25 protein-coding genes are annotated in these 18,254 nt (G+C 42.2%); 12 read left to right on the top strand and 13 right to left on the bottom strand.

From position 1 onward, the window contains the following. Positions 1-50: 50 nt before the first annotated feature. Together H6G96_RS23635 and H6G96_RS23640 are read right to left on the bottom strand one after the other, a co-directional pair. A complete protein-coding gene (locus H6G96_RS23635; protein WP_334996173.1) occupies positions 51-308 on the bottom strand; it encodes a cytotoxic translational repressor of toxin-antitoxin stability system in 258 nt (85 codons plus the stop codon). Positions 309-370: 62 nt separating this feature from the next. Next, positions 371-568, bottom strand: a complete 198-nt coding sequence (locus tag H6G96_RS23640; RefSeq protein ID WP_190914020.1) for a hypothetical protein — start codon at positions 566-568, stop codon at positions 371-373. Positions 569-819: 251 nt separating this feature from the next. Between H6G96_RS23640 and H6G96_RS23645 the strand changes: the two genes are divergently transcribed. The 3 genes from H6G96_RS23645 (at position 820) to H6G96_RS23655 (ending at position 3,492) form a co-directional block, all read left to right on the top strand. Then, on the top strand, positions 820-1,953 hold the full coding sequence (locus H6G96_RS23645; RefSeq protein ID WP_190914022.1) for a branched-chain amino acid ABC transporter permease: 1,134 nt from the start codon (positions 820-822) through the stop codon (positions 1,951-1,953). After that, positions 1,943-2,725, top strand: a complete 783-nt coding sequence (locus tag H6G96_RS23650; protein ID WP_190914024.1) for an ABC transporter ATP-binding protein — start codon at positions 1,943-1,945, stop codon at positions 2,723-2,725. The genes H6G96_RS23645 and H6G96_RS23650 overlap by 11 nt, the downstream gene beginning before the upstream one ends. Before the next feature lie 191 nt (positions 2,726-2,916). After that, positions 2,917-3,492 carry a Uma2 family endonuclease gene (locus H6G96_RS23655; protein ID WP_190914026.1) on the top strand — a complete coding sequence of 192 codons (576 nt, stop codon included), beginning with the start codon at positions 2,917-2,919 and terminating at the stop codon, positions 3,490-3,492. An 88-nt stretch (positions 3,493-3,580) separates the two neighbouring features. Here the strand turns inward: H6G96_RS23655 and H6G96_RS23660 are convergent, their stop codons facing one another. From H6G96_RS23660 to glpX, 5 genes are all read right to left on the bottom strand, one after another. Then, a complete protein-coding gene (locus tag H6G96_RS23660) occupies positions 3,581-4,171 on the bottom strand; it encodes a Uma2 family endonuclease (RefSeq protein WP_190914029.1) in 591 nt (196 codons plus the stop codon). Positions 4,172-4,400: 229 nt separating this feature from the next. Continuing rightward, entirely contained in the window at positions 4,401-4,865 is a 465-nt protein-coding gene (locus H6G96_RS23665) for an HIT family protein (protein ID WP_190914031.1), read from the bottom strand. Positions 4,866-4,910: 45 nt separating this feature from the next. Further along, positions 4,911-5,471 carry a metalloregulator ArsR/SmtB family transcription factor gene (locus H6G96_RS23670; RefSeq protein ID WP_190914033.1) on the bottom strand — a complete coding sequence of 187 codons (561 nt, stop codon included), beginning with the start codon at positions 5,469-5,471 and terminating at the stop codon, positions 4,911-4,913. Between the two features lie 100 nt (positions 5,472-5,571). Continuing rightward, the gene (locus tag H6G96_RS23675) at positions 5,572-6,858 is read right to left on the bottom strand and encodes a glutamyl-tRNA reductase (RefSeq protein WP_190914035.1); all 1,287 of its coding nucleotides are present in this window, start codon (positions 6,856-6,858) and stop codon (positions 5,572-5,574) included. A 240-nt stretch (positions 6,859-7,098) separates the two neighbouring features. After that, positions 7,099-8,136: a class II fructose-bisphosphatase gene (glpX, locus tag H6G96_RS23680; RefSeq protein ID WP_190914037.1), complete on the bottom strand. Its 1,038-nt coding sequence runs from the start codon at positions 8,134-8,136 to the stop codon at positions 7,099-7,101. A gap of 357 nt (positions 8,137-8,493) precedes the next feature. Between glpX and H6G96_RS23685 the strand changes: the two genes are divergently transcribed. The 8 genes from H6G96_RS23685 to grxD all read left to right on the top strand — a co-directional run bounded on the left by H6G96_RS23685 (position 8,494) and on the right by grxD (position 13,124). Continuing rightward, a complete protein-coding gene (locus H6G96_RS23685) occupies positions 8,494-9,066 on the top strand; it encodes a DUF981 domain-containing protein (protein WP_190914039.1) in 573 nt (190 codons plus the stop codon). 56 nt (positions 9,067-9,122) lie between these two features. Further along, positions 9,123-9,437 carry a glutaredoxin 3 gene (grxC, locus tag H6G96_RS23690; protein ID WP_190914041.1) on the top strand — a complete coding sequence of 105 codons (315 nt, stop codon included), beginning with the start codon at positions 9,123-9,125 and terminating at the stop codon, positions 9,435-9,437. Between the two features lie 164 nt (positions 9,438-9,601). Beyond that, positions 9,602-10,087: a tRNA adenosine(34) deaminase TadA gene (gene tadA, locus H6G96_RS23695; protein WP_190914044.1), complete on the top strand. Its 486-nt coding sequence runs from the start codon at positions 9,602-9,604 to the stop codon at positions 10,085-10,087. A 112-nt stretch (positions 10,088-10,199) separates the two neighbouring features. Next, entirely contained in the window at positions 10,200-10,958 is a 759-nt protein-coding gene (locus tag H6G96_RS23700) for a 1-acyl-sn-glycerol-3-phosphate acyltransferase (RefSeq protein WP_190914047.1), read from the top strand. 341 nt (positions 10,959-11,299) lie between these two features. Then, a complete protein-coding gene (locus H6G96_RS23705) occupies positions 11,300-11,446 on the top strand; it encodes a hypothetical protein (RefSeq protein WP_190914050.1) in 147 nt (48 codons plus the stop codon). A 152-nt stretch (positions 11,447-11,598) separates the two neighbouring features. Then, complete coding sequence (locus tag H6G96_RS23710) at positions 11,599-12,204, top strand: hypothetical protein (RefSeq protein WP_190914052.1); 606 nt, start codon at positions 11,599-11,601, stop codon at positions 12,202-12,204. A 249-nt stretch (positions 12,205-12,453) separates the two neighbouring features. Then, the gene (locus H6G96_RS23715; protein WP_100899811.1) at positions 12,454-12,711 is read left to right on the top strand and encodes a BolA family transcriptional regulator; all 258 of its coding nucleotides are present in this window, start codon (positions 12,454-12,456) and stop codon (positions 12,709-12,711) included. Positions 12,712-12,800: 89 nt separating this feature from the next. Then, entirely contained in the window at positions 12,801-13,124 is a 324-nt protein-coding gene (gene grxD / locus H6G96_RS23720; RefSeq protein WP_190914054.1) for a Grx4 family monothiol glutaredoxin, read from the top strand. Between the two features lie 555 nt (positions 13,125-13,679). Here grxD and H6G96_RS23725 read toward each other — a convergent pair. Beyond that, positions 13,680-13,928 (bottom strand): DUF6761 family protein, encoded by a 249-nt coding sequence (locus H6G96_RS23725; protein WP_190728277.1) that lies wholly within the window; start codon positions 13,926-13,928, stop codon positions 13,680-13,682. Between the two features lie 581 nt (positions 13,929-14,509). Between H6G96_RS23725 and H6G96_RS23730 the strand changes: the two genes are divergently transcribed. Continuing rightward, positions 14,510-15,283, top strand: coding sequence for a response regulator (locus tag H6G96_RS23730; protein WP_190914057.1), 774 nt, complete (start codon positions 14,510-14,512; stop codon positions 15,281-15,283). Positions 15,284-15,357: 74 nt separating this feature from the next. Here the strand turns inward: H6G96_RS23730 and H6G96_RS23735 are convergent, their stop codons facing one another. The 5 genes from H6G96_RS23735 to H6G96_RS23755 all read right to left on the bottom strand — a co-directional run bounded on the left by H6G96_RS23735 (position 15,358) and on the right by H6G96_RS23755 (position 18,249). Next, positions 15,358-16,131 carry an ATP-binding cassette domain-containing protein gene (locus H6G96_RS23735; RefSeq protein ID WP_190914059.1) on the bottom strand — a complete coding sequence of 258 codons (774 nt, stop codon included), beginning with the start codon at positions 16,129-16,131 and terminating at the stop codon, positions 15,358-15,360. A gap of 134 nt (positions 16,132-16,265) precedes the next feature. After that, positions 16,266-16,832 carry a hypothetical protein gene (locus tag H6G96_RS23740; protein ID WP_190914061.1) on the bottom strand — a complete coding sequence of 189 codons (567 nt, stop codon included), beginning with the start codon at positions 16,830-16,832 and terminating at the stop codon, positions 16,266-16,268. 151 nt (positions 16,833-16,983) lie between these two features. Further along, positions 16,984-17,445: a DUF4079 domain-containing protein gene (locus H6G96_RS23745; RefSeq protein ID WP_190914063.1), complete on the bottom strand. Its 462-nt coding sequence runs from the start codon at positions 17,443-17,445 to the stop codon at positions 16,984-16,986. 236 nt (positions 17,446-17,681) lie between these two features. Continuing rightward, the gene (locus tag H6G96_RS23750) at positions 17,682-18,077 is read right to left on the bottom strand and encodes a DUF1830 domain-containing protein (protein ID WP_190914065.1); all 396 of its coding nucleotides are present in this window, start codon (positions 18,075-18,077) and stop codon (positions 17,682-17,684) included. Positions 18,078-18,105: 28 nt separating this feature from the next. Continuing rightward, entirely contained in the window at positions 18,106-18,249 is a 144-nt protein-coding gene (locus tag H6G96_RS23755) for a hypothetical protein (RefSeq protein ID WP_190914067.1), read from the bottom strand. Positions 18,250-18,254 lie beyond the last annotated feature (5 nt).

Genomic DNA, 18,254 nt, shown 5'->3' on the forward strand with positions numbered 1-18,254 from the left:
GCCTAGCGTTATACAGTTTACAGTTTTAAGTGTTCCCTTAGCTCCTCAATTCACACATCTGGCATAGGGATGACACGCAGAAATTTCACAATTTCACCCCTTATTTCTATACCAATCAGGTAATTATCTAAGGTGAAGCGGTGAAAAATGCCCTCACCATCAAGCTGTCGCAGTTCTTTTAAATCACTCAGTTGCCACTTTTGGGCTAACTCAATAAAGACAAAATCATGCACCCGCTCGTAGGCAGCAGGTTCTAAATTTTTCAGGTCTAGCAAAAAAGACCTTGCATAGCGCATTTCCAGACTCACTAGGCGTTACCTTAACCAAAACTTGAGGGGTCACTGGCACTAGAAAAGAAAGCGCTGCTGAATTAGAAAAACATCAACAGTCGTATCGCTTCTTCATGGGTTAAGATATCCCACGGTTGCTGCGATCGCTTAACTTGTTGTATCGCTTTAAGCATATAAAAGTCACAATGTAAAGCTTCCAGAACATCCCAAATGTCTTGCAAATCTTCATCGGCTAACTGCTCGATTAAATGATGCATCCTCAGTCGCAGCAAATTCATAGGCTAATTTTTACCTACAACCCAACACTCAACAATAAATAGTATTCCCATAAAATTAACTACGCTCAAGCTACGCTAAAATTTATTCGCCCAGCGAGGAGGGGAGAGCAGCAGGGGAAGTAGGGGGAGATGAGGGAGTTTTAAGCGGGGAATCTCACTTTTTTACTCTCAACTCCTAACTCCTAATTCCTAACTCCTAACTCCTAACTCCTAACTCCCAACTCCCAACTCCCAACTCCCCATTCCTTAACATGGTTGACTATCTAATTTTCTTAGCAATTTCTACAGCACTTTTTGCTCTATTCGCTCTAGGACTCAATTTACAGTGGGGCTTTACGGGGTTAATTAACTTTGGTCATATTGCTTTCATGACCCTCGGAGCATACACAACCGTATTATTAACCTTAAAGGGTGTCCCTCTACCGATATCGGCACTGGCTGGGGCAATTGTCGCCGCCTTATTGGGTTTGGTAATTGGTTTTGCAACTCTACGCTTACGGGAAGATTATCTAGGAATTGTCACCATTGGTACGGGCGAATTAATTCGTTTGGTAGTAAATAATCAGGAATTACCTGTGGGTGACACCTGGATTTCTGGGGCGTTTGGTGTGCAAAGTTATCCCATCCCCCTATCCACAGAGCCGAATTTGTTGGTCAGATTTGTGATGATTGGGCTTTTGACACTGTTAGCTGCTGTAACTTTCTTTTCATTGTGGCGATGGGTTCGTACCACCCAAATATCTCGAACTACTGATTTAGGCAAAAGGACAACTAGCAAACAAGAATTTATATCCCGCTTGGGAGTGGGAATTGTTTTAGCAGCTTTGGCAGCAGCGATTTATATTTCTGGGGTGATCGGACTGTATAATTACAACCCAAAAGCGGGTTTAATGCTGGTGTTGCTGTTGGTTTTAGCATTTGTATACTGGCGCTTAGAAATTTTGGTGCGATCGCCTTGGGGTAGAATTCTCAAAGCCATCCGTGAAGATGAAGAAATTCCCAAGGCGTTAGGGAAAAATGTTTTTTGGTATAAATTACAATCTCTCATGTTAGGGGGTGCGATCGCAGGTATCGCTGGTGCTTTCTTCGCTTGGCAACTCAGTGCGATTTATCCTGATAATTTTCAACCGCAGATTACCTTTGACACTTGGATTATGGTGATTTTAGGCGGTTCTGGTAGTAATGTTGGCACAATTTTAGGTGCAGTAATTTTCTTTGCTTACGATGCGCTGACGCGAGAAGTTCTACCCAGAATCGTTACCCTTGATGAAGCGCGTTTGGGTGCATTTCGGATCATGGTAATCGGACTAATTCTGATGGTACTGATGATTTGGCGACCTCAAGGTATTTTAGGGAAAAAGGAGGAACTTACTCTTGGTAAATAATCAGTCACCGCCACTTCCCCTTTTGGTAGCCACTGGACTTTCTAAAAGCTTTGGTGGTGTCAAAGCAGTTAATGAGGCCAAAATCGAAGTTGCTAAAGGCAGCATTACGGGCTTGATTGGCCCCAATGGCGCTGGTAAAACTACTTTATTTAACTTACTCTCAAACTTCATCCGTCCAGATAAGGGGCGAGTGATTTTTGACGGTGAACCGATTCACAATTTGCAACCATATCAAATCGCCCAGCAAGGAGTAATCCGCACCTTTCAGGTTGCACGAACTCTCTCGCGGTTATCGGTGTTAGAAAATATGCTGCTGGCGGCGCAAAAACAAACGGGTGAGAACTTTTGGCAAGTGCAGTTGCAACCGCACATCGTAGCTAAGGAAGAAAAGCAACTGCAAGAGCGAGCAATGTTTCTATTAGAATCAGTGGGCTTGGCAAAAAAAGCACACGATTATGCTGGTTGCTTGTCTGGTGGACAACGCAAGCTGCTGGAAATGGGACGGGCGTTAATGACTAATCCCAAGTTAATTTTATTGGATGAACCAGCTGCTGGGGTGAATCCAAGATTGATTGATGATATTTGCGATCGCATTATCACTTGGAACCGTGAAGATGGGATGACCTTTTTGATTATCGAACACAATATGGATGTGATTATGTCCTTGTGCGATCGTGTTTGGGTACTTGCCGAAGGGCAGAATTTGGCTGATGGTACACCCGCAGAAATTCAAACTAATCCCAAAGTTCTAGAGGCTTATTTGGGAAAATAGAATGCGATTGGCTTTGTGTTCCAAAGCTCTCCCACACAGGGAGAGAGGCTTTTATTCTTACTCTGATTTGCTGCTAGGAAACGGTTTAAAGCTTAGGTTTGAGAGAAAGCCGCACAGCACACGGTGTCAAATTTTCGGAAATTTGGCTCTTGTTAAAATCGAGTTGTATATCTCAGTGGAAAAAGCTTTTTATGTCAATTATGACAGTTAGAGATTTAGAGCAAGTTCAAACCGCTTTTACTGAAGCAGGTTTAGATTACCAGCTGGAACTCGAAAATGGAAAAATTTCAATTATGGGTCCGTCAGATATCGTATCTAGCGAAATCAGTAGTCGTCTCATCGCCTTTCTCTTTGCTTGGATAAATCCTCGTTGCTGGGGAAGAGTATTTGATTCTGCTGGCGGTTTCATCATGCCAGATACAAACCTCAAAGCACCCAATGTTTCTTTTGTTCGTGCTTCCCGACTTCTCCAAAGTCCTCGTTACTTTGGAGAACTTGTCCCTGACTTGGTGGTAGAAATTAAATCTCAGAGCGATAAAATTAAACTTATAGCAGCCAAAATTCTGAAATTTATAGAACTAGGAGCAGTTGTCGGGATTTTGATTGATCCTGATGAAGAGACAGTTACAATTTATCGCTCTATAGGCGAACCAACAGTTTTAGAAAATGGCGAGATTTTAACTATACCAGAACTTTTTCCAGGTTGGGAATTGCCCATTACTGAATTGTGGCCTCCTATCTTTACTGAGGAAGAAACACAAATTTAGTGAAGAATTTTGGTAGCTACTCGCTAAACAATTTCAAGCTAATTTTGTTGGATAAAACAGTATCTGCGGTGAATTGGAGCTTTATTTTTTAATCTTCGTTATTTTCTGCAAAATTTACTTGCTCATAAAGGTCGCGCAATTCAATTTGAAAATCAACTGTTTGCAGCGATAAAATTGCAGATTCATGTTCAAGTTCAGTAAATAACCATTGACTTTCGGCAGTTTTTACATATTGCATCACATGGTACTGATATTGGTCAATTAAAATATATTCTTTGAATTCTGGAATAGAGCGATAATAAAGAAACTTATCGCCTTGGTCATAATTTTTAGTCGATTTAGATAAAACTTCAGCAATTAATATCGGGTTCATGACCGTTGTTGTGCTGGTTCCTGTATAAATAGGTTGTCCCTCAATCACCATCACATCGGGATAGGTATGCTGTCGATAACGGGGTATCCATAAACGCACATCACCAATATAAACATCATAATTCTTGCCTCTCAAACCAAACTTCAAATAAGCATAAAAGTTGCCTGCAATTTTATTATGATTTGTAGTGCCACCCGTCATCGGTACAATTTCTCCATCACGGTATTCGCTTTTATATTCTGCCTTTTCTTCAATTTCTAAATACTCTTCAGGTGTGTAATATAATTTTTGTGTTTCTAATTGCATAAATATACGACCTATGGTTGTGCGGTTATTGCGCGGCTAAAATTTTTGATGATATAACGGCTTTCAAGTTGGTGAGGTACATAAGCTAAGGCTCAAAGACAGGCATAGAGACTGTTTTACTTCTGTTAGCGTCGCAGGGTGTAGTCTATTTTGACCGGAGGCGGAGCGTCTCCGGCTCCGCTCCTGAATTCTGCTATATTAATTTGCCATAGATCATAATCATCTATGTTTAAATCTGTAAAAGTATTTGTTTAAGTTTTTGGCTAATTTCTGCTGCTTCGGCATCACTTACCCACTTGCCTAAACCTAGTTGATTGAGTAAGTTTTTTATTCGTAGATAAATTAACAGTTTGAGATTTCCTATAGGCATAGTTGATGAGCGAGGAATAATGTGAAAGTGGATGTGCTTGACTTGTTCACCCCACGAGCAAACATGAATCTTAGCGGGTTTAACTACTTGTGAAAGGGCTGAACAGGTGTTTTGGATAATTCCACCTAATGCACTCGCTTCTTCTGGTGTAAGTTGCGCTAAATTTTCACAATGACGTTTAAGTTTGATAATTAAATATCCTGGTAACAAAACAGGATTCAAAGAATGTTCTACAACCCAGTAATTATCTTCATAAATAACTCCACCAGGTGCTTGTACTTTTCCAGCCAGTACACTGCAAGCAAGGCATTCATCCACTAGCATCCATCATCTCCTTGTCACTGAAATTTAGTACATAACTTTCATAATTTATGTTGTACGCCAATAAACACCATTTTCTCGCTGCATTAACTGGCAAGCAATGAACTCCCGTCGCAGGGTGGCGCAGTCGGGATGGTAGCGTTTGAGAATGTCATTTACCAGGTGTTCAGGGTAGTTGACTCCTATATCAAACTGGTTTGCTAACCACTTGAGAATTACTAGACGCTTTTTACGACTAGCGGGGATTTCCTTAAGGTATCCGCCTTCAAAATAGTTTTTCAAGACTTTGCTTTCCCAAGCCTCAGTATCCACATCCTCAATCAAAGATGCTATCTTCTCAGGTGTAAAAATTTCCTTACTGATGCTTTGCAAAGCCTCGCTATCCAACTGGTACAGACGGCTATTGCCTTCAGGACGCATTGTCAGCAAATTTAGCTCTTTAAGTTTCGCTAAATGATGAGATACCGTCGGTTCCTTGAGTTGCAGTAGCGCCGCCAATTCTTCGACACTGCACTCCTGATTCGCCAGGATACCTACAATCTTCAATCGGCTATCATCCGCTAATGCCTTGAAAAAGCGGAGTAAGATGTTAAATTGCTCTGGTTGCATAACTAACTTCTAATTAGACATCTATCTAATTAGAAGTATATCTAATCGAAAAGCTCAAATCCCCAACTTCTCACAGAAGCCAGGGATTTTGTTGTTAAATTTAACTAAATTGTTCCTCTGCATCCAGGTTGAACAGCATTTGCAGAGTTTGCATACAGCGCCGTCTGGCTTCCACATCTTGCTGCGATCGCAACTGTACCATCGGGTCATGTAAAATTTTATTGACAATTCCCCGTGTTAATGCTTCAATCACTTCTTGATGTTTTTCAGCGAATTCCGAACCCAATCTCGACAAAGCTTTTTCTAACTCTTGTTCACGGATGGTTTCGACTTTATTTCGCAGACAGCTAATAGTAGTAACAGTTTCTAAACTGCGCCACCAAATATCAAAAGCTTCCACTTCTTCCTCTAAAAGTCGCTCGGCTTCTTGTGCAATCTTCCGACGGCTTTCGTAGTTTTGCGCCACTACAGCCTTCAAATCATCCACATTAAACGCCTGCACATTTTCTAGTTCATTGACATCCGCATGAACATTACGCGGCACAGAAATATCAAATAACATCAAAGAGCGCTGAACTTCTAAAACCATTTCTAATTTGGCGCGGTCAAGTATTGGCTCTGTTGCCGAAGTACTTGTAAACACCAAATCACTTTCGGCAATCACTGCCATCATTTCTGATAACGGATGAATTTGAATAGGTTGCCCAGGGAACTGCTTCGCCAATTCTTGGGCACGTTCACGAGAGCGATTTACAATACTAATTTCCACAGCACCTTTAGAAAGTAGGTGCTGCACTAATAGCCGCGACATTTTACCAGCGCCCAGAATTACCACTCGGCAAGCAGCTAAATTTGCGACTTTTATCTGCGCCAACTCTACAGCTGCCGAACTGATAGAGACAGCACCAGTACCGATACTAGTTTCAGTGCGAACCCGCTTACCAGCTGTTAGCGCTTGTTTAAATAATCGATTCAAAATGGTTTTTATACCGTTATATTGCTGCCCCAGTTTGTGAGTAGTTTTCACCTGAGCCAGAATTTGACCTTCTCCGAGTACTAGACTATCTAAACCACCTGCTACCCGCATAATATGCATCACTGCATCATCATGTAGCAGCATAAATAAGTGTTGTCTCAGAGAAAGCACGGGCAATTTACTATATTCCGCAAGAAACTGAGTTATTTCTCGAATACCTTGGTCTGCTTCACTGGTAACAATATAAATTTCTAGGCGGTTACAAGTGCTAAGAATTGCAACTTCGTCAATATGAGGATAGCTGACCAGTTGAGCGATCGCACTTTCAATTTGTGGTTCTGGAATGCTCAGTTTTTCCCGGACTTCTACTGGGGCTGTTTTATGGCTTAACCCCACCACTGCTATATTCATTTGCTAAATCGTAGTTACTAGTTGGTAGTTGAAAATAGGGCATTGAGTGAGAATAGGGAATGGGGAATTTTTGTTTATTGGTTGGTAGTTATTCCCAGCAACAAACAACTATTAATCACTAACTACTAACTACTAACTACTGTTAGAGGAAAGCATTTTGGTGAATATTTTTCCGTTTGAGAAAAAAATTTATTCCCAAATACTTCGCCCCTACTTTTACTATTCCCCATTCCCTAAAAATTAGTTCAGTTGGAGAGTCTTGGGTTTACCAAACATGTGAATTGTATCAACAAATCGAGCCGTATTCGATTGGTTGGAAATTACCAAGCTTTGAGTTCTGGCTCCACCGCTGAAGAAACGTACACCATTCATCAGATTACCACTGGTAATGCCGCAAGCAGCGAACAGAACAGTTTGACCGGATGCCAGTTCATGAGCATCATAAACCTTATCGGGGTCATTGATATTCATAGACTTTAAGCGATCAATGTTGGCTTCTCTGCTTTCTCCAATCAGACCTGTTTTTACAACTGCTGGATCGTAAATCAGTTGACCTTGGAAGTGTCCACCCAAAGCACGCATTGCTGCTGCCGAGATTACACCTTCAGGAGCCGCACCGATACCCATCAGCGCGTGAATATTAGTTCCAGCAAAACCACAGCTTATAGCTGCACCGACATCACCGTCTGAAATTAGGGCGACTCTCGCTCCAGCCTCACGGATTTCTTTAATTAAATCGTTGTGGCGTTCGCGCTTCATAACCACAACTACGAGTTCTTCAATAGAGCGCTCTAGACACTCAGAGAGAATCTTCAGGTTTTCTGTTGCTGACTTGTTGATGTCTACCTTGCCTTTAGCTGCGGGGGGTGCTGCTAACTTCTTCATGTAAAAGTCAGGAGCAGCAAATAATCCACCCTTTTCAGAAATTGCCAAGACAGCCATCGAACCAGGTTGTCCATAAGCTACCAAGTTCGTACCTTCACAAGGGTCAACGGCGATATCAATTTCAACTAGTTCATCAGGATTACAGAGAGCTTCGGCATTTGGTTGAGTACAGATACCAACTTCTTCCCCGATGTATAACATAGGCGCGTCGTCGCGTTCACCTTCCCCAATCACAATGCGACCACGCATATAGATTTTATTCATCCGCTCCCGCATAGCTTCCACGGCTACTTGGTCAGCGATGTTTTTTTCGCCTTTACCCATCCACTTTGCGGATGCGATCGCGGCTTGCTCTACTACTTCAATAATCTCTAACCCAAGTGTATTTTCCACAGAGTCTGCCCTCTCAACTGCTTGAATTTCTGCCGCTTTATCTGGCTATTTCAGTCTTCAAGTCTACCAAAGGGCGGATACACCTGGAAGAAAGTTAAGTTTTACTGCTAACTCGTTATAAAAGTGCCAGTTAACACATCCTCATTTTTTTACTCCTAACTACTCCAGTATAAAGCGTATTTAAAAGTCACTAAGTTAAGAAGTGGCATAAATACGTAGCGGTGTATATCGAGAACATTGCTTTTTTTCAGTGTTGATCTTTAGGTATAAAATAATAAATAAAAAAAACTAGTGAATTCACTAAAAGCTGAAAAACAAAGCGCAGAGTAAATAGCTTGTCAAATTAAGAGGTTAATCATGTTTATCGACTACATCACACTCATGTTGATCAATATGGTAGCTGGGCTATTTCTACTGGCTGACTATGTGTATCGTGGTATAGATAGTTCTAATCAAAGACAGTGGATTCCCGGTTTTGGAATTACGGGTGCGATCGCACTCACGACTGGGTTACACATGAGTTTCACCTGGCCTGTTACTGGTAGCTTTAACATTGCCTTTGGTGAGACAAGTATCCTATTTGGCATCTTGTTTATTGCGGCTGCGATCGCCCTGGCTCAAGGTTGGGATTTATTGACAATAGCAATTTACGGTTTCTTTGCTGGTGTTGTTGCGATCGTAGTGGGTATCCGCATCATCAATTTGAATTTGACACGCCAACCGCTTTTGTCGGGAATCGGCTTTATTTTAACTGGCTTAGGAGGTGTTTTTGCAGCGCCAACCCTCTATTGGAAAACTAACCGCACCTGGCGGCTAATTGGTGTAGCTGTGCTGATAGTCGCCGCTCTAATTTGGGCATTCACTGGATATTTAGCTTACTGGAATCATTTAGAGGGTTTCCAAAAGTGGGTTCCAGCCCCAATGCGGTAAGCAATGCCAGCAATGATCTAGGCTAGAGACATAGTTAAAATCTTGCTTAAGAAAATATGCTGGACTTTCTGAATCCCCTTTTAAATCGCCATCCAGAGCGAGTTAAAGCCAATGTCGAAATTTATACATGGCAAACTTGTCCTTACTGCATTCGTGCCAAAATGCTGCTGTGGTGGAAAGGTGTAAATTTTACCGAATATAAAATTGACGGCGATGAAGCAGCCAGAGTTAAAATGGCAGAACGCGCTAACGGACGCCGTACTGTACCGCAAATTTTTATCAATAACCAGCACGTTGGCGGCTGTGATGATCTCTATCAACTAGACACACAAAATCAACTTGATTCTCTTTTAGCCCAATCCGCTATTTAGAAATAAAATTAATCTTCAACGGTTGGCTTGCTAAATTGTAAGAATTTTGAATTATATAGCCCCAGGCTGAGAAGCCTGTGGGCTACATACTTTTTATGTTTTGTAGGATGGAAGTTGCCCGTCCAAAGACGAGCAGAACTTAAAATTTTTGTATTGATAAGAATATGCTAACTAAATACACAGAATATCTTATACATCAACAATGGATGAATTCTGCCTTAGAATTAGCAAAAGCAGCAGGTGATGCAGGTGAAGTCCCTGTAGGTGCTGTTATCATTGATTCAACAGGCAAATTGCTAGCACAAGGAGAAAATAGAAAAGAGCGTGACAAAGACCCTACCGCTCATGCGGAAATTCTCGCTCTCAAGAGAGCTGCAATAACTTTACAAAATTGGCATCTTAATGAATGCACCCTTTACGTAACTCTTGAACCTTGTCCAATGTGTGCAGGTGCGATCGTCCAAGCGCGATTAGGGCTACTTGTATATGGAGTAGACGATACAAAAACTGGCGCCATTCGTACAGTTATTAACATCCCCGATAGCGCTGCTTCTAATCACCGCTTACAAGTAATCGGAGGCGTTCTAGAGTCAGCTTGTCGCGAACAATTACAGACTTGGTTTGCCAATAGACGGCGTAGTGTAAACTAACGGACAGAGGTAAAACTGTCCATCTAATACGACATAAGTCACACAAGAGAATCTACGGTGTAACTAATCAGACTTTTCTTTAAATTTTACCCGTCAATCAGCTGCATTCGTCATGATGGAATTTTCCTCTTCATCCGATACCTGCCAGCACACCCCAGCAAATAATCAGGTGACTGGTACTATCTCAAGGGTTTCTCCTTGGTTAAGTCCTCTAGCATATTTATTAGGTCGTCACTGCCTATTACCATTATTCTTTGGACAAATTAGAATAACCGGACAAAAAAATATCCCTACAACTGGGCCTGTGATTCTCGCGCCTACTCATCGGGCGCGTTGGGATGCATTGCTCGTACCCTACGCTACTGCTGATTGTCGAGGAGAACAAGACCTGCGGTTTATGGTAACTGTTGACGAATGCCAAGGTTTGCAAGGCTGGTTCGTCAAACGTTTGGGGGGGTTTCCTGTAAATTCTAAGCATCCGTCAATCCGCACGCTGCGGCATGGAGTTGAGCTACTTCAGCAGAAAAAAACCTTGGTGATCTTTCCAGAAGGTAATATTTTTCGTGATGGCCAAGTTCACCAGTTGAAGCCGGGAATTGCTCGTCTTGCCTTGAGTGCTGAATCTAGTTATTCCGCGCTAGGGGTAAAAATTATACCCGTAGGCATTAACTATAGCCAACCTTATCCAAATTGGGGTACAGATGTGAGTGTTGACATTGGCTCCCCAATCAGAGTAGCGGATTACATGAGTGGCTGTATAAAACAAGATGCCAAAAGTATCACAACTGATTTAGCAAAGGCACTACAACACTTAAGCCATCAAGAAAGAAAAATTACTAATCGCGCATTTGCAGAAATTACTAATTCTTGATCTCGTAAAGCGTCAAGAGTTCTAAGACTGGCTCTTAAGCATTGGTCATTAATCGTGCATGATTAAGAAACTGCACATTTTCAAGGTTTGACACGAATTGCTAACTGTTATATTCATCCTGAGTAAGTCACAAAAGATTAGTGCTATTTTGCAACCTTTGAGGATGTATATGATGTATATATAGATTACCCTCTATTAACAGGATATTCAGCCAAATTGGCATTTTTTTGAGCGAATAGCTAATAATTGTCGTAAACGTGACGCAGTGCTTTGGGAAGATTCTCGTACCAAATATCTTACTTAAGCTGAGATAATTATTGGGGAAGTCGGTAGCGGGACGGATGGTGAAGCAGCCTAAAACTTGTTCTCAAATCAACTTTTCGCCAGCGCCTTGTCAAACTACTCCCAAAGTGCTTGCTGGTAAACCGATGATTAAAAAATCAGAGGAACTAACGCGATCGCTCATAGCGACGATTTTAGTTAATTAGTATACAGGGGCAATGGGAACTCTATTAAACCGATTTTCAGTCTAAATCAAAGAAACTTAGAATGCAGCTTTGCTTTGTCCAAGACCAAAACAGAGTTAAGATACCCGAAGTTTCCATAAATTTTCTGTATAGTTGTTGAACTAATTGACCCCATGAACACTGCTGTCGCTGTTACCTTGATGCGTCGTACCTTTTTATCAGTCATAGCAGTCCTCAGCCTGCTATCACCTGTGAATGCTCAGGTATCACAGTTACCAGGCACTAATAGCCCACAACCCATTGATCCCAACGCTCCCAATAATCTTCGCCCCATAACCCAAAGTAACAGCCTTTTGAGCATTGAAGGGGGCGATCGCCTCGTGAAAGAGGCAGAACAATCCGTTTCTGCTCAAAACTACCCCTTAGCTGCCAAGAAACTGCAAGAAGCACGTCAGGTTTATAATCAGCTATCTAATTTTTATCAAGAGTTAAATTCTAGCTTTTCGGGAATTGACAATAGAGTTTCTGATTCTCAGCGTCAAAAAGCTCTATTAACAGCCCAAAAGCGAGATGAAGCCACCTTTCAGCTAGCATTAGTACATCGGGCACAAAATCAGCCAGAATTAGCTGTGCCGTTGTTGATTCAAATAATTAAGAGTCAAAACCCAACACGGGATTTAGGCAAAAAAGCTTATCAACAGTTGTTTGAGTTAGGTTTTGTTGATTCTCCCTTTCCTACAGCAGGTGGTAGTTCATCTTCCTCATCCCCAAAAAAATAAATCTTTCTTGTCTGTTTTTCTCCATCTCCCTCATCTCCCCCATCTCCCCCATCTCCCCCTCCCTCTGAGCAGCAGCTTGAGAACATCTCCAGTGCTAGGATAGGATTATCTACCGTAGCTTTGAGCTAGCGTCCTCAAAAATCCACCTCAGAGGTGCGTTTATTTCTAGCCTTGCCAAAACCTGAACTTGGCACAGGCATTGCTCCATATCTGTTAATAATAGAAAAGTAAGTTTTTTCAGGAATAGCGATGATTAGTCCGCAGCAGGTTGAGGCAATGATCAAGGCGGAACTGCCAGACGCTCAGGTTCAGGTGCAAGACTTGACTGGTGGCGGTGACCACTATCAGGTAACAGTAGTTTCATCGCACTTTGCAGGTAAGGGACTAGTGCAACAGCACCAGTTAGTTTATGGTGCTTTGGGGCAAGCTATGTCAACTGAAGCAATTCATGCCTTGGCAGTAAAAACATATACTCCTGAATCTTGGCAAGCAACACCAGCTTCGTAAACATAGAGTTAGGAATTAGGAGTTAGGAGTTATGAATTTTTAACTTCTCACTCGTCATCGTTGAATGTAACATAGGAAACACAAATACCATGACGCCAGAACTCAAAGAGAAAATTGATAACTTGCTACAACAGAACAAGATTATGGTTTTCATGAAGGGAAACAAGTTAATGCCCCAATGTGGTTTCTCCAACAACGTTGTGCAGATTCTCAATACATTGGGAGTTCCCTTCGAGACAATTGATGTTCTCTCAGACTCTGAAATTCGCCAGGGGATTAAAGAATACTCTAACTGGCCGACAATTCCCCAAGTGTATATCAATGGTGAATTCGTTGGCGGTTCTGACATCCTAATTGAAATGTACCAAAAGGGTGAATTGCAAGAAAAGGTAGAAGTAGCACTAGCTTCGTAATCTCTCTTTACGCAAACCAGAAGGTATACTGCTAAATTTGCGCTTCGCAATCAAGGCAATTTGCCATTTTTAATGTCCTTGAAAAAGAGGCAAGGGAGCGGGGAGCAGGGAGCAAGGGGGATAGAACAACAAGGGGATTCAACTCCACCTGTTGCGCTAGCTTCCCGTAGGGTACGAGAACCACTGGTGGAGAAGTGGGGGACGTAAGAATATGTTCCCCCCTTCATTACACGGCAGGAGTCAGGGGGCATTTCCCCCAGATAATAGCCCCCAACCAAGAGTCTCTTCGTTGAATCCCGTTCTAAATTCCTGCCTCCTGCCTTCTTCACTGGGTTTGTGAAAAAACATACTTGAGCTATATTGGAACTTATTTCATAGCTAGTCAACAATCCCCTCAGTCGCATTGGCAAGACCAATATAGGACTGAGGGGATAGGTTTTATCAATACAATATCTCCAAAATTTCACACCACGGCACTAGTTGACGCATACAGATAATATGCTATGATCATCTGCGGTAATTAAGGATTACTATCAATTACCAGATAAATGGTACTTAGTAATAATCGCGTAGTGGCTGTGGTTGCGGCACTTCAAAATTTGATCCATCGTACAAGTAGCGGCTGGCTTCCTCTTCTAAGCGATGAATCAGAATAGGTTCAAGAATATTGCCATGTCGTAATGCGGCTAGATATCCATCCAAATACATCCGCATATCATCAGTGCGATAGCCGCGATTCCATAACTCGACGAAGGCGTCGGTGAGTCTTTGGTAATAGCGGATGGTTTGTGTGTCTTGGAGCATAACTGCTGTATTAATCTCTTTGGAATGAGAATTGTAAATGATTCACGCTCAAATGTGAACTGTAATTTCACTTTGGCATTAACTAAAACTCAATACATCTACTTTGGGCAGTACCCTCCTAGCAACTACAATCTACTTTAATCCTATTCCAGAAAACATCGATTCTAGTTCTCTGCTAAGTTATTTTTATGATTTTCATAGTCAACACCCCGATTGTATTGGTGATATATTCGTGGGTGGAGAAAGTAATTTCTGCAAGATATAATCCACTAGCATCAGATTAAAAAACTATTGTGGTAATAGCTAGCTGCTTAGGCTATAGTTTTTTGGTAGATGATATCCATCTAAAAGCAGAATGTTAAGGTAAAAGAACTTTTCATAAGTCTAACAACACTTTTGATAAATTTAATAAAAATTTAATAATATTTCTAATCGCCCTCAGCAAGGCACAAATTAAAGATATTGCCGCTATTTCTATGAGGAAATGTAAAGCTAATAGCAATTGAGGTAACAAAGGCTACAAAACCTTAGAGATGGGCTTGTTACTTTGAGAGTCATCGACGCTAAGGGGTCTTGCCGCCGTGGGTTCGGTTTGTATAGAAATCATTGAGGGGAATCCCCATTTAAGGTCGTTGCTGGGTTGGCACTTGCAACAACTGGAATACCGTGTGCATCAAGCTGCCAGCATTTATCAAGCAAGGGAAGTATTTTTAAGTCATCAACCAACACTGGTAGTTTTGGATGCAGACCTGCCTGATGGTGATGGCATTGAGTTTTGTCGTTGGTTGCATCGTCAGCAGCAGCCTTTAATCTTAATGCTATCTGCCCGTAATAGTGAAGGTGATATCGTCGGAGGTTTAAAGGCGGGTGCAGATGATTATTTAAGCAAACCTTTTGGGATGCAAGAATTTTTGGCACGGGTAGAGGCACTGATTCGTCGGAAGCGCACACCTACAGCACCAGCTTATTTGGATTATGGCACTTTGCAAATTGATTTAGTTCAGCGCCGTGTCCGCTTCCAGGGGGAGTTCATTGACTTAACGCCGCAAGAATTCAGCTTGCTGTACGTTTTGGCACAAGCTGGGGGAGTGCCTTTGAGTAGGTCAGAATTGCTGCGCCGTGCTTGGCCTGACGCTATCGATAACCCTCGTACCATTGATACTCACGTTTTATCGCTGCGGAAAAAGGTTGAACTTGATCCTCGCCAACCCAACTTGATTCAAACTATCCGCAATGTAGGATACCGTTTTAATATGGAAATTTTGAATACCAATATTTCACAATCACAAACAACAAAGTTACCTAGAGAGAGATTTAATAATCAACGTTCAACACTTAGTACTAGTCAAGTTTGATGCGGCATTAGGCATTGGGCATTGGAGTAAGGGGGAGTAAGAAGATTACTCCTGATTGCTGTCTCATCCAAAATCTAAAATCCAAAATCGTCTTGATTTTCTGCTTGAATTAAGCTTTCTCGTAATTCAACCCAGTTTATTTCAGAGACTTTTTGCTTTGCCAATAAATGACCTTGCTGTAGATGTAACAACCGAGTGCAAAACATTTGGGCTAGTTCCAGTTGGTGATTTACCATTAAAATCGTGGTTTGATGAGTTTGACTCAACTGGGTTAAGACTTGCATTAGATGAGAAGCAGTACCAGCATCAAGGGCAGAGGTTGGCTCATCTAATAATAATATTTTAGGCTGGATAACCAAGGCACGAGCGATCGCTACTAGTTGTCGTTGTCCCGCAGAAAGTTGTACCTCTGTTCGCCCTAACCAATCACTGGGAATATGCAGTTGTTCTGTCCAGTGACTGACTCGTTGCTCAATTGTCTGTTTGGACAAACCACGCAAGACTAAAGGATAAGCCAAGGCTTGCCCAACTGTCATCCCCAAAAGTTTTGATTCTTGCAATACAAGTACAACCATCTGGCGTAGCTGGATGACGGGAATTTGGCGATATTCTTGGTTTTCTAAATAGATTTTGCCACTTGTGGGTTCAATTAGGCGGTTGAGGAGGCATAGTAACGAAGTTTTACCAGCGCCAACTGGCCCTACAATTGCAATGCGTTCGCCCTGTAATGCCTCCAAGAAAATATCTTGCAATATGGGGTATCCTTGCTGATTGCCTGGAAGTTGGGTTTTCAGCCTTGTAAACAGATTAACTTGCTCTAGCCTGAGTGTGGCTTTTGCTGTATTCAAGGGGAGTGGGTGAGTAGGGAGTGGGGAGATGGGGAAGCAGGGGAGGCAGGGGAGGCAGGAGAAGAAGAACTAACTATTGATAATTGATTCTTAAGCCATGCCCAATGCCCCATGACCTATGCCCCATAGCAATTTTAAGTTAATTGTGCAGTAGTTAAAGCTGTAGCGATCGCCCAGCCATCGACCAATAATAACAGCAGTGTGAATACTAGTAAAATCAAGTACATCCACGGCTGTGCTAAAGGGCGAACATCTGTGGTATCAATGCCCGTCTTTGCTTGGACAATCTGCACGAAACGGGCAAATCCAGCTACACGCATCGGTAATAAATAAGCTTTCCCATCCTGGCTAAGGAAGTAATAAACTAGCCCTCCTTGACCAGTAGTGCGGGGTTTTAACTCTTTCACCTCTGACCAAGGTAAAAACCAGCCTTTACGAAAAAAGCGAGGCACCCAGGCGGGGTAAGTAACCTGAATTCCCTGGTCATCTACCGTTACTCGTTCAGTCAATACAGCATACAAGGCAACAAAGCCGATGCTAATCCCTATCCACAATAATCCTGGGGGTACGGGTGCAGCTGTTACCTGCGACAAGAAAGGTAATGGAACTGTGAGTGCTATGTATAGACTCAGCAGGGTTATCCGAATCAAAGGAGACAGACGAAAAACAGAAGCGGAAATATTGGCTGAGGTTGCTGTCACGGCTCAATTACAATGCTTTTCTTCATTGTAGGGTAGGTCTATGTCCTAGCTGGACTGTTCAATTCGTAATTCGTAATGACGCTCGTTCGCTCTTAGCGTCTCCCTTTGGGAGAAGACTCGCTAACGCTGCGCTAACGTAATTCGTAATTCTTTAAGGTAAATACTTTTGCACTACAATCCAACCAGTAAGGGATACCCAGGCAAATCCTACAAACAAAATAATATTTACGCCGATGTGTAAGGGTCTAGCCCAAGGTTGTTTGGCACTAATTTGCGTGGCACTGAAAGCAGACAGTAAAACTAATGCTACCACTATCAATCCAGCAACTAAATGTGATGAGTGACCCAAGGAGCCAAAATGACCAAGAGTACCAACAATACCGATCGCCAGCAATAGTAGTACTAAACTTACCATGCTGATGCCCATTAGATAATGGAGCGATCGCACTCCTTGACGTCCGCCCATAAATTGGGTATTAAAAGGAAATTGCTGCGAAGTTCTCGCCCGAAACATCCAAACGCCGGTGACTGCTAACATCAGGTATGCCAGCAGGGATAACCCCATCGACCAGGCGGCTATTTTCCACAACCAAAGAAATGAAGGCAGATTCATAAGAATGATTGTAGATGAGATTGGGGAGATGAGGGAGATGAGAGAGCAGGGGAGGCAGGGGGAGCAGGGGGAGCAGGGGGAGCAGGGGGAGATGAGGGGGACAAGGGGACAAGAGGACAAGGGGTGAGAACTTGAAACAAGTCTTTCCCCATGCCCCATGCCCCATCCCCAATTCCCAATAAATAAACAAAAAGGGCTGCTGAATTAGCAACCCTATAAATGTAGTAAATTTTTTTTTAATCAACCGATGCTAAACCAACAATTTGTAAGGGTTTTGTACTATCTCCAATTTTTGTATTAATTTGCTGCACCATAGGTCTGGTATTAATAAGGTCTTCTCCATCTGATGAGTCTGTATCAAACTCATAAGCGCTAGGTTCGTCAAGCATTAGGCGATCGCATGGAATTTTATCGGATAAAATTGCACTTGCCATCATCCCTGTATGAATCTCCACTTGAGCTTTTCGTGGAGCTTCAAACACTAAACGTTGTCCAGGGAAAACAACCCTTTCAAAGTACCAATTTGGAATATCGGAGATGCGAGCTATCTGGATTTTGCTGGTGGCATTAATGTAGCAGCAGAGAATTTTTCCCGATTGCTCAGGTGGTAGAGGATCTAATATTTGAGCCATAACTGCTGAGGAGCTTTACGCCACAATTTTACATTACACCAGCCAACCCTAGCATTGCCTGATCCCCAGTTGCTGTAGCTCCGACTACCAACTGAAATCTTTGTAGATTATTTCTACCTAAAGATATAGGCAGGTTGTGAAAACTTTGTAAATATTTTTGCTTTCTCTGCAATTTTA

This window comes from Nostoc sp. FACHB-892, from assembly GCF_014698795.1.
Lineage (GTDB): Bacteria > Cyanobacteriota > Cyanobacteriia > Cyanobacteriales > Nostocaceae > Nostoc.

Bases quoted from the DNA above. Each gene is read 5' to 3' on its own strand.
- H6G96_RS23640 (WP_190914020.1), bottom strand. From the start codon at position 568: ATGAATTTGCTGCGACTGAGGATGCATCATTTAATCGAGCAGTTAGCC.
- H6G96_RS23645 (WP_190914022.1), top strand. From the start codon at position 820: ATGGTTGACTATCTAATTTTCTTAGCAATTTCTACAGCACTTTTTGCT.
- H6G96_RS23655 (WP_190914026.1), top strand. From the start codon at position 2,917: ATGTCAATTATGACAGTTAGAGATTTAGAGCAAGTTCAAACCGCTTTT.
- H6G96_RS23660 (WP_190914029.1), bottom strand. From the start codon at position 4,171: ATGCAATTAGAAACACAAAAATTATATTACACACCTGAAGAGTATTTA.
- H6G96_RS23665 (WP_190914031.1), bottom strand. From the start codon at position 4,865: ATGCTAGTGGATGAATGCCTTGCTTGCAGTGTACTGGCTGGAAAAGTA.
- H6G96_RS23670 (WP_190914033.1), bottom strand. From the start codon at position 5,471: ATGCAACCAGAGCAATTTAACATCTTACTCCGCTTTTTCAAGGCATTA.
- H6G96_RS23675 (WP_190914035.1), bottom strand. From the start codon at position 6,858: ATGAATATAGCAGTGGTGGGGTTAAGCCATAAAACAGCCCCAGTAGAA.
- H6G96_RS23685 (WP_190914039.1), top strand. From the start codon at position 8,494: ATGTTTATCGACTACATCACACTCATGTTGATCAATATGGTAGCTGGG.
- grxC (WP_190914041.1), top strand. From the start codon at position 9,123: ATGCTGGACTTTCTGAATCCCCTTTTAAATCGCCATCCAGAGCGAGTT.
- tadA (WP_190914044.1), top strand. From the start codon at position 9,602: ATGCTAACTAAATACACAGAATATCTTATACATCAACAATGGATGAAT.
- H6G96_RS23700 (WP_190914047.1), top strand. From the start codon at position 10,200: ATGATGGAATTTTCCTCTTCATCCGATACCTGCCAGCACACCCCAGCA.
- H6G96_RS23705 (WP_190914050.1), top strand. From the start codon at position 11,300: ATGGTGAAGCAGCCTAAAACTTGTTCTCAAATCAACTTTTCGCCAGCG.
- H6G96_RS23710 (WP_190914052.1), top strand. From the start codon at position 11,599: ATGAACACTGCTGTCGCTGTTACCTTGATGCGTCGTACCTTTTTATCA.
- H6G96_RS23715 (WP_100899811.1), top strand. From the start codon at position 12,454: ATGATTAGTCCGCAGCAGGTTGAGGCAATGATCAAGGCGGAACTGCCA.
- grxD (WP_190914054.1), top strand. From the start codon at position 12,801: ATGACGCCAGAACTCAAAGAGAAAATTGATAACTTGCTACAACAGAAC.
- H6G96_RS23725 (WP_190728277.1), bottom strand. From the start codon at position 13,928: ATGCTCCAAGACACACAAACCATCCGCTATTACCAAAGACTCACCGAC.
- H6G96_RS23745 (WP_190914063.1), bottom strand. From the start codon at position 17,445: ATGAATCTGCCTTCATTTCTTTGGTTGTGGAAAATAGCCGCCTGGTCG.
- H6G96_RS23750 (WP_190914065.1), bottom strand. From the start codon at position 18,077: ATGGCTCAAATATTAGATCCTCTACCACCTGAGCAATCGGGAAAAATT.